The sequence below is a fragment of the Vibrio sinaloensis DSM 21326 genome (genome assembly GCF_000189275.1).
GTDB lineage: Bacteria > Pseudomonadota > Gammaproteobacteria > Enterobacterales > Vibrionaceae > Vibrio > Vibrio sinaloensis.
The window spans coordinates 38,940-51,908 of the sequence record NZ_AEVT01000023.1 but is presented as its reverse complement, the minus strand read 5'-3'; the positions used below and the strand labels follow the sequence as shown (position 1 = coordinate 51,908).

10 protein-coding genes are annotated in these 12,969 nt (G+C 47.2%); 5 read left to right on the top strand and 5 right to left on the bottom strand.

Translation table 11 applies throughout. The features are described from left to right. The 5 genes from RH45_RS05605 to RH45_RS05585 all read left to right on the top strand — a co-directional run. Positions 1-1,743 (top strand): PTS fructose transporter subunit IIABC (locus tag RH45_RS05605; protein ID WP_008074806.1); only part of this gene is annotated, 1,743 nt, incomplete at its 5' end. A 62-nt stretch (positions 1,744-1,805) separates the two neighbouring features. Continuing rightward, complete coding sequence (gene manA / locus RH45_RS05600) at positions 1,806-3,023, top strand: mannose-6-phosphate isomerase, class I (RefSeq protein ID WP_008074805.1); 1,218 nt, start codon at positions 1,806-1,808, stop codon at positions 3,021-3,023. Between the two features lie 230 nt (positions 3,024-3,253). After that, positions 3,254-3,694: a PTS sugar transporter subunit IIA gene (locus tag RH45_RS05595; protein WP_008074804.1), complete on the top strand. Its 441-nt coding sequence runs from the start codon at positions 3,254-3,256 to the stop codon at positions 3,692-3,694. 11 nt (positions 3,695-3,705) lie between these two features. After that, a complete protein-coding gene (locus RH45_RS05590; protein WP_008074803.1) occupies positions 3,706-5,109 on the top strand; it encodes a fructose-specific PTS transporter subunit EIIC in 1,404 nt (467 codons plus the stop codon). A gap of 324 nt (positions 5,110-5,433) precedes the next feature. Then, positions 5,434-7,053, top strand: coding sequence for a methyl-accepting chemotaxis protein (locus tag RH45_RS05585; protein WP_008074802.1), 1,620 nt, complete (start codon positions 5,434-5,436; stop codon positions 7,051-7,053). Between the two features lie 112 nt (positions 7,054-7,165). Here the strand turns inward: RH45_RS05585 and RH45_RS05580 are convergent, their stop codons facing one another. From RH45_RS05580 to RH45_RS05560, 5 genes are all read right to left on the bottom strand, one after another. After that, on the bottom strand, positions 7,166-7,846 hold the full coding sequence (locus RH45_RS05580; RefSeq protein ID WP_008074801.1) for a Crp/Fnr family transcriptional regulator: 681 nt from the start codon (positions 7,844-7,846) through the stop codon (positions 7,166-7,168). A gap of 122 nt (positions 7,847-7,968) precedes the next feature. Beyond that, the gene (locus RH45_RS05575; protein ID WP_008074800.1) at positions 7,969-8,700 is read right to left on the bottom strand and encodes a nucleoside phosphorylase; all 732 of its coding nucleotides are present in this window, start codon (positions 8,698-8,700) and stop codon (positions 7,969-7,971) included. A 4-nt stretch (positions 8,701-8,704) separates the two neighbouring features. Further along, positions 8,705-9,442 (bottom strand): nicotinamide riboside transporter PnuC, encoded by a 738-nt coding sequence (gene pnuC, locus RH45_RS05570; protein ID WP_008074798.1) that lies wholly within the window; start codon positions 9,440-9,442, stop codon positions 8,705-8,707. 309 nt (positions 9,443-9,751) lie between these two features. Continuing rightward, positions 9,752-10,201, bottom strand: coding sequence for an L-alanine exporter AlaE (locus RH45_RS05565; RefSeq protein WP_008074796.1), 450 nt, complete (start codon positions 10,199-10,201; stop codon positions 9,752-9,754). Between the two features lie 226 nt (positions 10,202-10,427). Next, positions 10,428-12,860: a hybrid sensor histidine kinase/response regulator gene (locus tag RH45_RS05560; protein WP_008074795.1), complete on the bottom strand. Its 2,433-nt coding sequence runs from the start codon at positions 12,858-12,860 to the stop codon at positions 10,428-10,430. Positions 12,861-12,969: the final 109 nt, after the last annotated feature.

Genomic DNA, 12,969 nt, shown 5'->3' with positions numbered 1-12,969 from the left:
AATACCGGGTTTGAAGATGGCATTGCTATTCCACACGCAAAAAGCGCTGCCGTAATAGAGCCTGCGGTGGTCATTGGCATTCATAAAGCAGGGATCGAGTACGGCGCAGATGACGGGCAACCGTCCAAGTTGTTCTTTATGATCGCATCGCCTGATGGTGGCGATAACCACCATATTGAAGTATTGGCCGAGCTTTCCTCCAAACTCATTGAAGAAGGTTTTGTGGAGAGCTTCCTTAACGCCAGCTCCCCACAACACGCGCTTGAGCTGCTGCTGCACAAGCCACAAGCCGACGAAGCGCCAGAGTTAGACACAAACAAAGGCTTCATAATTGGCGTTACAGGTTGCCCAGCAGGCGTTGCCCACACTTACTTGGCCGCAGAAGCCCTTGAGAAAGGTGCTCATGCAATGGGCTATGAAGTGAAAGTCGAAACCAATGGCTCTATCGGGGTTAAAAACAGCCCGACAGATGACGAAATTGCACGCGCCGATGCGATTGTAGTGGCCTGTGACAAACAAGTAGATATGGCGCGCTTTGCTGGTAAGCGAGTGGTTAAGACCAATGTAAAAGCGCCGATTCGTGATGCGCAGGGATTAATCGAACAAGCGCTCAACGCCCCCGCTTACCAAGCAGAAACATCATCAAGCCCAGCCTCTGTGGCCGATAAAGCCTCACAAGCGCGCTCTGATTTGTATCGCTACTTGATGAACGGCGTTTCCCACATGATCCCGTTTGTAGTCACGGGCGGTCTGCTGATTGCGCTCGCCCTTGCAATAGGCGGCGAACCAAGTGAAGCAGGCATGGCGATTCCTGCTGGCAGCATGTGGAACCAGATTCTCGAAGTAGGCGTGGTGGCGTTTACCCTGATGATCCCGATTCTTGCTGGCTATATTGCCTATGCCATTGCTGACCGCCCTGCCCTTGCACCAGGCCTCATTGGGGGCTGGATCGCCAACAACGGTTCATTTTACGGCGCTGAAGCGGGTACCGGCTTTATCGGTGCCATCATAGCCGGTCTGCTCGTCGGTTACTTCGTTAAATTCGTTACTTCGGTCAACTACCACAAATTCGTTCAGCCACTTGTGCCGATCATGATAGCGCCTATCACAGGCTCTCTGTTTATCGCAGGTCTGTTCATCTTTGTCATCGGTGCGCCAATCGCAAGCCTAATGGATGGCTTAACCGCACTGCTGACCAGCATGAGTACAGGTAACGTGGTACTGCTTGGCATTGTCTTGGGTGGTATGGCTGGCTTCGACATGGGTGGTCCTTTCAACAAAGTCGCGTTCCTATTCTCTGTCGGCATGATTGCCAGCGGTCAAACACAGTTTATGGGCGCTATGGCCTGTGCTATTCCGGTCGCGCCACTTGGTATGGCTATCGCAACGGCACTTGGTCGCAAATTTGATTTGTTTGAATCATCAGAGATCGAAGCGGGTAAAGCCGCTGGTGCAATGGGCTTAGTCGGCATCTCTGAAGGGGCGATTCCATTTGCGGCGCAAGATCCTATGTCGGTGATTCCGGCTAACGTACTTGGCTCTATGGTTGCTGCTGTAATGGCCTTCTCTTTTGGCATTACCAACAGTGTTGCTCATGGTGGCCCTGTCGTCGCGCTGCTTGGCGCAATGAACCACCCATTACTGGCGCTTATTTGTATGGCAGCAGGCGCGGGTGTTACAGCACTAACGTGTATCGCTCTGAAAAACCTACGTAAAGCGAAATACACCGCAGCCGCGGCTTAATCCTCCCTTCCCTATCTCGGCTTGGACATCGCGTCCAAGCCTATTTTCGTATGGTGACATCCATGTCTGAATTACCGATCTACACGCCTTCATTGTTGCAGCGTTTTTTCTATCCCATGACGAATGTGATTCAAAACTACGCTTGGGGTAGCGCTTCATCGTTCAACCAACTATTTGGTATTGAAAATGCCAGCGGAGAACCACAAGCCGAAATCTGGATGGGCGCCCACCCCAACGGCTGCTCAATGGTGAACACAGGGGCCGAGCAGACCAAGCTCTCTCACTTGATCAATCAAGATCTCAGCTTGTTTTTAAGTGAGAAAGTCGCGCAGCGATTCGGTGAGCTGCCGTATCTGTTTAAAGTTCTCGCCGCAGACAAAGCCTTATCGATTCAAGTGCACCCTAACAAACGCCAAGCCGAACATGGCTATGAGTTGGAGCAAAAACAAGGCATTCCTTTGTCAGCGGGTCATCGCAACTATAAAGATCCGAATCACAAGCCAGAGCTCGTCTATGCACTCACTGACTACACAGCGATGAACGGCTTTAGACCAGTGGACGAGATTTTGCGCCACTTCCACCAGCTAGACATTCCCGAGCTTAGACAGCTAGTCAACGAGCTTAACGCCGATCAATCTTCCCAAGGACTCGCGAGTTTTTTTGCTGGCTTATTATCACTGGAAGGTGAGAGCAAAGAGATGGCACTTACCCTGCTACTCCTTAAAGCCGAATTGAGTGGGGACGGTGTTTACGCATTAATTCTCGAGCTCTCTCGCCAGTACCCAAACGATGTGGGGCTGTTTGCACCACTGCTGCTTAACGTCATAACCCTAAGCCCAGGCCAAGCGATGTTTCTAGATGCAGAAACCCCTCACGCTTACATTAAAGGCACTGGCCTCGAAATTATGGCCAACTCAGACAACGTGCTGCGTGCGGGGCTCACTCCCAAACACATGGATGTGAAAGAGTTGATCGCCTGCACCAAGTTTGCAACCAAGCCCCATGAGAGCCTTTTGTTGGAGCCTGTGCAGAAAGACAACATCAGCGAATATCCGATCCCAGTCGAGGATTTTAGATTCGCGATTCTGCAACGTTCAGCAAGGCGTAAGGTGACGACCCAAGGTGCGGAAATTTTGCTGCCTTTGGACGAAGCCATGACCTTGACCCATCCATGCGGTGAAACCTGCGTGATTGACAAAGGCCAGTCAGTGTTTATTCCCGCCTACACGAAAGACTACCTCATTGATTGTGCTGGGCGCGTTGCACGTGCCTACAGTTAATTGACACCTTTCCTATCAATGCTCAGCCCCGCGATCGCGGGGCTTTTTTATTTCTTAATTCATTCACAGAGCATGCAATTTCGTGAGCCATTGCACAGGCCAATAATGACGCCAATCACAGTTAAATTTAGCGGGTACAAAAGTCTAGTGACTGCGATTTTTTTACTATTTCAGAACATTAAAACAGGGATTAAATTATCTCCATTGCATAAGCACTGATGAGTATAAAAATGATCACCCAACTAACTAACGTCAATTTAATTAATGGCAATCTTCAAGCAAATAATAAAAAAGAAGTGTTTGAAGAGTTGGCACAAATGTTATTCGACAATAAACGAATCAGCAGTAAAGAAGCCTATTTATCGGACATCGAAAATCGAGAGTCACTAAGTGTGACCTCCATGGACGGCATTGCTTATCCGCACGCTAAGAGCCAAGCAGTCACAGAGCCTGCCATCGCTGTTGGTATTAAGAGAGAGGGCATCGACTACGGCGATGAAGACGGTATTCATCCAAGTTTATTCTTTATGATCGCTTCACCCGACAACGGAGCGGATCACCATATTTATGTTCTTCAAGAATTGTTCGGAAAATTTAGCGAAGAGTTTATTGAAGATATCCATAACGCGAAAGACAACAATCAAATTCTAAATATTTTAATTAATTCATAAGGCGTGAAATTATGAGTACCCTAACCGCTCAAGCTACTAATAATGGTAGCGATTTCAAAAAACTTCTCAGTACCATGAAAGGCCACCTTTTATTTGGTACGTCGCATATGTTGCCATTTATCGTTGCAGGTGGTGTCCTGCTGGCACTAGCAGTAATGGCATCAGGCAAAGGTGCAGTCCCAGCTGACGGTTTACTGGCTGATATTTCCAATATCGGTATCAAGGGCTTAGTCCTGTTCCCAATCATTTTGGGTGGCTTCATTGGTTACTCGATTGCGGATAAACCCGCACTCGCTCCTGCCATGATCTCATCTGGCATTATGGCGGACATGGGCGGCGGCTTCTTAGGCTGTATCGTCGCCGGTTTTATCGCAGGTGGTGTGGTATTCCAACTTAAGAAGATCCCTCTTTCCGCTAACATGACTGCGCTTGGTGCTTACTTCATTTACCCTCTTATCGGTACATTTATCTCTGCGGGTATCGTACTGTGGGGTATCGGTGAGCCAATCAAGATCTTTATGGCTTCAATGAACGAGTTCCTCGCTTCAATGGCTGGGGCGTCTAAAGTGGTGCTAGGTACGATTCTTGGTGGTATGACGGCGTTCGATATGGGCGGTCCAATCAACAAAGTCGCGACCCTATTCGCACAAACGCAAGTCGATACTCAACCATGGCTGATGGGTGGTGTGGGCATTGCTATCTGTACGCCTCCTCTAGGTATGGCACTGGCTACCTTCCTATTTAAGAAGAAGTTCACTAAACAAGAGCAAGAAGCTGGTAAAGCAGCCGCTATCATGGGTTCTATCGGTATCTCTGAAGGTGCGATCCCATTCGCAGCCAACGACCCTATGCGCGTTCTTCCTTCCATCGTTGCAGGTGGTATCGTGGGCTGTGTGTTCGGCTTCCTAACCGACGTTCTACTACACGCACCATGGGGCGGCCTGATCACGGCACCAGTATCAAGCAATATCCCAATGTACGTAGTGGGCATCGCGCTTGGCTCACTCACCACGGCAGTTATTGTTGGCTTTTGGAAACCTGTCGCTGAAGAAGAGGCAGAAGACGACATCGCACCAGTAGCACCGACACAAGTTCAAGCAGCTCCTGCAGCAGGTGAAGGCGAGTACGACATCGTCGCGGTAACTTGTTGCCCGTCAGGCGTGGCACACACCTTTATGGCCGCCAAAGCGCTAGAGAAGGCAGGTGCGGCTGCGGGTCTGAAAATCAAAGTGGAAACCCAAGGTCAAAATGGTATCCAAAATCGCATCACTGACCTAGATGTCGCAAACGCCAAACTGGTTATTCTGGCTCACGATATCCAAGTCAAAGATGCTCACCGCTTTGCCAATGCGAATGTGGTTGAGTGTTCAACCAAAGAAGCGATGAAGAAAGCTAAAGAGTTGATTAAACAATAACCCCCTTGTTCAACTCCTGAAGTGAGCCCCGATAGAAGTATCGGGGCTTTTTTTGTGGAGCTTTGCCTGTCTTTTGCCGTGCTTGATAACAAGATTCCCAACGGCTTTTGGGTGCTTTGAACAACACTCCACCTGATATAAAAACATGCGTAACGTCATGAAAAATTTACCGTATTTGGTTCTTGTTTCGGCAATATTTGATCAAATGCACCTTAATGATATGAAAACTTATGAACAGTGTGGTTTTATGAACTCTATCATTTAGACAAAACGGATCCTTGGTAAAGTTCGCGGTGACGTCAGAACAATAATATCGGATCAATAATGAAACTAAGTAACCTAACAATAAAATCCAAACTCGCGTCGATTGTCTTATTGTCGGCAATTCTTATCGCAATGGCTTGCGCATACAACTTGCTGCAACAACGTGACTCTTCGATGCAGGAGCGCCAAAACAAACTTCAGGCTCAGGTCGAGTCTGTGATCAGTTTGGCTGAGTATTACTATAATCAACGTCAAATCCTCGGAGAGGAAACGGCAAAACAGCAAGCGCTCAAAGCGATTGAAGCCATCCGCTATGAAGGTAACAATTATTTCTGGATTGTTGACCAGCAAACACGTGTCGTTCAGCACCCACTCAAACCTGAGCTGAATGGGAAAACAGCCAAAGACTTTACCGATGGCGCAGGCAAGCATCACTGGCAAGAGATGGTGGCTATTTCAAATACTGGTGCACAGAAGGGGTTCCTAGACTACCGATGGAAAAGCCCCCAAGGTGCATTAAAAGATAAAATTTCTTACGTGCAACTTTTTCCTGAATGGGGATGGATTGTTGGGTCTGGCATTTTAGTCTCTGATATTCAGGAAGCATTTTACGCCCTGGCTATTAAAGAAACCGTCGTAGCCCTTATCCTGACAGGGCTTTTGTTCGCGATGGGTTACGTGATATCTAACAACATCCTTACTCCCCTCGAAAAACTCATCACCCATATGCACAACATCGCCGCGGGTGATTTGCGAGGTCGCCTTAACCTTTCACGTAAAGATGAGCTAGGTGATATGGGTAAACAGATGGATAAGATGCTCGACAAGCTGCAAGCGACTCTCAGCACCGCCCATGACTCAGCGATTCAATCGAGCACCATGGCAAGTCAAATTGCTCAAGCCAGCGAAGAAGCCGCCACCAGCGTCAATTCTCAGCATAGCCAACTAGAGTTGCTCTCGACCGCAATGACAGAGATGAGCGCGACAATTTCCGATGTTGCGACGAACGCAGAAAACACCTCAGAGAGCACAGGAAAAGTAGTTAACCACGTTCAAGTCAACGATGACGCCATGAAGGTCACATCAAAGTCGATTGCGCACGTTTCTGACAACATCTCTCTCGCTAATGATTTGGTTCGTGGTTTGCAAGATGGGGTGAATGAAATCAGCAACGTGGTGGAAGTCATCCGTGACGTCTCTGAGCAAACCAACCTGCTCGCGCTCAATGCAGCGATTGAAGCAGCGCGCGCGGGTGAGCAAGGCCGAGGTTTCGCGGTGGTTGCCGATGAAGTCCGCAATCTCGCGAGCCGCACGCAAAATTCAACCAATGAGGTTCAACACACCATCGAGAAACTGACTGAACAAGCAAACAAAACCTTCGCAGCGATGCAAACAAGCAATGAAAATGTCGCTCAAAGCGTTGAATCGTCAGAAAATACTCGTAAGCAGTTAGATCTCATTGTGGTTGAAATGCAAAACGCCAACGATATGGTGGCACAGATCGCCGCCGCATCAGAGCAACAAAGTGCCGTTGCCACAGAGATGAATGAAAACGTAACAGGCATCCATCTTGCCGCAAACGAAGTGCTCCAAGCTTCACAATCGCTCGCACAAGACAGCCAAGCAATGGCCAACACCGCCGAGCACCTCAATGATCAGTTGAAGTATTTTAAGGTTTGACCCTGACAAACTTCAGATTGGAACAGCTACCGCCGCAATGGCGGTCGCTGTTTATCTAAACAACGGCGCAACTAAACACTTTTTATTCAGAGCCTGCGGGATAACTAGTAGCTTATTCGTAGGTATCAAGAAACGTTATTAACGCCGCTTCATCAATAATCTCAAGCCCCTGTTCTCCCTTTTTGATCAATCCCTTATCCATCAAATCTTTTACGGCTCGGCGATAAACTCGCCCTGAGGTACCAAAGCGTTCCGCTTCTTGATTCACTTTATCGAATCCACCAAGCAAGGTGTTGGTCTGTTTTTGCACCAGCAAGTCATAAGCGATGTTATAGGTGATAGGATGTAACAAGCGATTGGTGTAGATGTCCATTGAGTCTTGATAATCCTCTGCCAAGGCAGAAGCAAAAAAGAACATCATGTCGGGGTGCTGATGCAGTGCTTCAGTCAGTTTTTGAATACAGATGATGTCCACTTGCATGTGTTCATCTGCCACTACATTCCACTGACAGGGTGTCTGAGTGAAGTACTCCATTTCACCATAAAGATGGTAATCGCAATTGGCTTCACCCAGTTGAAAACGGCGACCGTTGGCGGCAATGATGCTCATCGAAACTCGACCGACTGGCACGACGTACAAATATTGAAGCTGTTCACCTTGGCGAAGGATCGCTTCACCAGAATCAAAGTAGCGACTGCCGATTTGGCATTGAAAGATTAAGTCACGAAACTCGGCGCTTTTCTGCTCTAGAAAGCGTTGGAAACGTCCAGTGGGGTAAGGGCTTATTTTCACGTGAGTTTCTCTTTAATGACAACAATCTCAAATAGATTGTACTCGTTCGACCAACTTGATGACAGCCAATAAAAAAGCGACACCAAAGTGCCGCTTCAATAATTCGCTAAGCTGTGATCCAGTTAACTTTGCGCAATCAAGGCTTCAAGAGCAGCATAAGATGCCAAGCGCTCCCCTTGCATCATGATTTGCGCTTCGTCTACGTACTGACCTACGCCTTCTTTCACATCTTGCTGATACAAAACCACATTGTTCAAAATGGAAGCGACGTTTAAACCACGCAGACGACCAACAGTAAACAGCGCTGACGTTTCCATATCCGCCCCGAGAATACCTTTGTTGTTCCAGTACTCGCAGATCGCTTCTTCGTCATCGGTATAAAAACTGTCATGGGAGCGAACCACACCTAAATGGTAGCGCGCTTCATGTTCCGCTAAATAGCCGTCGAGCGCTTTGAGTAACGAAAAGCTCGCATAAGCCGGATAAGTAGAGCGAACGTAGGCTTTCGACCCCCCTTCATCTCTTACCGCGCCTTCTGCCACAATTAACTCACCAAGTTGAATGCCAGATTGCATTGCACCCGCGGATCCGACACGAATCACATCTGTTACACCACACTGTTTTAGCTCTTCCACCGCAATGATCATCGACGGTGCTCCGATACCAGTACTGCACACTGAGACGCCTTGACCTTGGTATGTACCGGTAAACACTCGATACTCACGGTTTTCAGAAACCAGCTCTGAGTTATCAAATAACGCGGCGATGCGGTTTGCTCTATCTGGCTCACCACACACAATCACTCGAGGGGCTATTTGCGTGCTATCTACGCCAATATGAGGTTGCTTCATCATTGGCTTAACCTTGTGCTGCTGCTTGAGTTAGGGGCTTCTCACCGTTGCGTTTTGCGCTACGTGCCCACTCTCTTGTGCCATTTGCCGCAATGAACATCAGAATCGCATATTGAACCGACATTGCGTACACGCCTTGTGTCGCGTAGATACCAACACTGATGATATTGATGACTACCCACAGGATCCAGTTCTCAACGTACTTACGTGTCATCAAGATTTGCGCCACGATAGAAAGTACTGTCATGGTTGCATCCCAGAACGGAAATGCATCTGGCTCTAAGACTGGTTCCGATAAACCAGCACCGAACACATTCAAGCTATCGACGGCAATGTTCGCCAACGCAAAGAAGAATGGGTCGATGTAAATCGTTAACATCGCAATCGCAACAATGCTTACTGAACCTGTCGCGATCAGCTTTTGTTTGCTTAACCAACGTACCTCAAGTGTCTCACCTTGGGCATTAGGCCTTGTCCACGCATACCAGCCATAAATGTTGGCGCAGAAGAAGAACAATTGAAGCAGAAGCAATCCGTAAAGCTGAATCTGGAAAAAGATGACGGCAAAAAGTGTAACGTTCAGCAAACCGAATAAGTAGTTGATGGTTTTTTCTTGGCTCGCAAACCAAATACAAAGCAAACCGAAAACCGTACCAAAGGCTTCAATCCAGCTCATCGCATAACCATCCCCAATAGGAATGGTCACTAGGGTGTTGTTGATGTCTAACAGGGCAAATAGGTCCATGAAGATGTCCTTTATTTTTGTGCTTGGAATGCGCTCATCTTAGGGTGTCGCAGCAAACAAAAAGGAGGACTTTTGTCCCCCCTTAGATGCACCCGATCATAAATCAGATCAATATTGCGCCTGAAGCTCTCGGTACGCAATGACTTAGCACTTAGCTAGCGTTAAAAGCCATCTTATACCAAGAGTGGCTATGCGATCGCCGAGAACCTCGCTAAGGCTACGACTAGGGTATGATCTCTACCCTTTCCGTAACAAAAACGAAAATGCCCCAGCAAGTTTTGCTGGGGCATTGATAGATTCTTTATCGGTTTAGGCCTGTTGGTAATAACCCGGAACACGGAACCATTTACGGCACATATCCAAGAAGTACCCGTATAAAACGCCCATGCCACAAGACACCACTGCGTTAGACGTTACAGCGGTAATAATTTGGTCTGTTGAAGCGCCAACCGTAAATAGAATCGCGGCGTATACCGGTGATTGGAAAAGAACGTAAGCCACGAGATCGGACATATTTTTCATCACACTAGAGTGGGAAACGCGCGCGCCCTGACGCAAAACGAAATCACGAAACAAACCGTAGGGCCAAGCAATCGCGATGTTAACCGGAATAGACAGCGTTCTTGAGGCCAACGACTGCTCAAACGACATACCAGATACAAAGATCTCAATGATCATTCCAGAGATAAAACAGAACACGACCATCGCAAAGGTATCCGCTGCTGCGTTGCGAATACAAAAAGGACCACGGGATTTCATCGACTCACCAACAAAACAATAAACTAGAATAAAAGCAAAAAACCAATATAGTAAACTGCCAAAAAATCATATTAGCAGTTAATATCGCTATTAAAACATCTTATTTATAGTTTATGGCTCCAATGTTGATTAAATTTGGTAAATATATAACCAAATATCAGCCAAAATGTAGTTTGAATCACTAAAAATAATGACACAGGTCAAAAAGCACTCAATATCATGTAATTTAGTTACAGTAATCAGTCGCCTGTACCGCGAGCAGATCCAAATCTTGCTGGGCAGGTTTTTCTCCCGCGAGCAAACTTTGTTCGATTCGGACTAAGCAAGCCTCAAGTGCATCATTTTGATTAATACCCATCGCCCCTTGAAGCTGACTAAAGGCCTCGTTGGCTTTGCTCTGCTCTCCATTTTCAATCGCCATAAAACAGTCTAGCAGCAACTGCTCCACTCCCAGATTTGGTTCGGGCTCTTGCTTGTTAAGTAACTGAGGCTGGTATTGATACAACTTGTCAGCGTGATTAAACAACGCGTCATCCAAGTCCGTTTCATCAATCGGTTTAGAAATGATGTAATCCACCCCAACGCCAAGCATACGCTCGCGAGTATCTTTAAACACATCAGCCGTACAGCCGAAGATCAAAATTTTCGCTTTGCTGTCGTGCAGTGCTCGAATCGCTGTGGTCGCTTCTACACCATCCATGATCGGCATGTGGTTATCCATCAAAATCAAATCGTATTCGCCAGTCACTACCGCATGCACCGCCAGCTCACCGTTCTCAACGCACTCACAAATAAAGCCTTTGTTGGTCATAAAGGTGGTCATAATGATCGCATTGGTGCGGTTATCTTCGACAATCAGGACTTTAAGTCCTTTATAGCTCAGTTTCTTGTGCTCTTTGACTTCCGACAAAATGGCGTCGCACGTTTCGACCTTCACTTGCACCTCAAAGCAAGAGCCAATGCCAAGCTCGCTGGTCAGGTGCACATCACCATCCATCAACTCACACAACTGTTTAACGATAGCAAGCCCTAGCCCTGTGCCACCAAAGCGACGAGTGGTAGACGTTTCAGCCTGCTCAAAAGGTTTAAAGATTTTCTCTTGTGCTTCTTTGGCAATCCCTATCCCTGTGTCTCGGATCCGGATATGAAGGTATTCAGCATCCGCGGTTTGCTTCTCACTGATGTAGACTTCTACATAGCCGCGCGAAGTGAACTTAACCGCATTGTTGAGTAAGTTGAACAGAATTTGGCGCAAGCGCGCTTTGTCTGAACGATACCAGCGCTCGGCAGGTACCTCAGAGATAACTTTGAATTGCAGGCCTTTTTCGGCACATAAGGTGTAGTAAACACTGTTAATACTGCCGATGATCGACTCAAGCGGGAACGGGTGATTTTCCAACTCTAAATGGCCCTGCTCAATCTTTGAGAAATCGAGAATTTCATTAAGGAGAGTCATCATGTGATCACCCGACTCATACAAGGTGTTTAAGTGCTTACGCTGCTCTTCTGACAACGGGGTTTTTAACAGTATTTGCGCGGTGCCTAATACCCCATTCATTGGCGTACGAATCTCGTGAGACAAGGTGGCAAGGAAGGCACTTTTTGCTTTAGTCGACGCCTGAGCTGTAACCTTTTCCGCTTCAAGGAACACGGTCTTTTGATTGAAGGTGTCAATAAGGTGCTTGATTTCATCTTGGCTGTTGTAGGTCATGTCGATGATGCCCCCTCTTTTCGAATCATCGACTTTTTGCGCGATAACTAAGATAGGGGAAATCAAAAATCGATTAATCATGAAATAACCCAACATCACGCACACCAGCATGATAGGGATTAAACCCATCTCCACTTTACTGACCACATCGTAGACTTGCTCAGTCACAATACGCTTAGAATTAACAACATCAACGCTCCAGTTAAAATCACCAAAAGTGGCTTTACTGATGTAGATCCCTTCAACCAGTTGGAAATTGTGCTCGGTAATTTCATAGCCATAGGCGTCTCGGAGAATCACACCAAGCTCGTACTCTTCAGCATGACGGCGTACAAAAGTGACCAAATCTTCCAGTGATAGATCGACCGTTGCCACGCCCGAGAACTGGCCATCAATGTAGTAAGGGGAAGACGCGGTAATCATCTGTACCTGGGTAAAAGGGTCAATGTACACTTGCGACCAAGAGACGGTGCCAACTGGTGCATCAATAACAGAGGTATACCAAGACTCATGGTCATAGCCACCCGACTCTGGGTTGTCCCATGAGTAGACGCGATCAACGCCACCATCGCTTGCTCGATTAAAGAAAATACTTGAATAGGCGATGTCTTCGCTGATGGTGTAAGGCACAGGCCATAACCCGCCACTGACGGTGACACCATCAACGAGTGAAAACAGGCTATGAAGCAGCTCAGCTTGGTGATCTTGCGTCTCGTGATTGCTGCCAATGCTCACCACACTTTGCAAAATACCTAGCGAGCTATTGATAGGCTCTTTGATCTGAGACGAAATTAGCTCGGTTCTAAGATCAAGGTTTTTCGTCAGTTGGTCACGAGTTGGCGGTTCAACCACCAAGTAGCTTACCGTACCAATCAAAGTGATGACGATAGCAAGGTAGAATCCCAGCGCGTAGATACTTTTTCGTTTAAGCGAAGAACGTATTTCCATAACCAATTGAATTTTTGTTGTTTACCAAAAATTATAGTGAATATTTGAACCCTTCAACCTTTTTATCGCTTACAGCGCCTGTTAACATGGCCCAATCAAAACTCAATCA

What these genes read in the sequence shown, in the direction of transcription:
- manA (WP_008074805.1), top strand. Translation starts at nt 1,806, where the DNA reads ATGTCTGAATTACCGATCTACACGCCTTCATTGTTGCAGCGTTTTTTC.
- RH45_RS05595 (WP_008074804.1), top strand. Translation starts at nt 3,254, where the DNA reads ATGATCACCCAACTAACTAACGTCAATTTAATTAATGGCAATCTTCAA.
- RH45_RS05590 (WP_008074803.1), top strand. Translation starts at nt 3,706, where the DNA reads ATGAGTACCCTAACCGCTCAAGCTACTAATAATGGTAGCGATTTCAAA.
- RH45_RS05585 (WP_008074802.1), top strand. Translation starts at nt 5,434, where the DNA reads ATGAAACTAAGTAACCTAACAATAAAATCCAAACTCGCGTCGATTGTC.
- RH45_RS05575 (WP_008074800.1), bottom strand. Translation starts at nt 8,700, where the DNA reads ATGATGAAGCAACCTCATATTGGCGTAGATAGCACGCAAATAGCCCCT.
- pnuC (WP_008074798.1), bottom strand. Translation starts at nt 9,442, where the DNA reads ATGGACCTATTTGCCCTGTTAGACATCAACAACACCCTAGTGACCATT.
- RH45_RS05565 (WP_008074796.1), bottom strand. Translation starts at nt 10,201, where the DNA reads ATGAAATCCCGTGGTCCTTTTTGTATTCGCAACGCAGCAGCGGATACC.
- RH45_RS05560 (WP_008074795.1), bottom strand. Translation starts at nt 12,860, where the DNA reads ATGGAAATACGTTCTTCGCTTAAACGAAAAAGTATCTACGCGCTGGGA.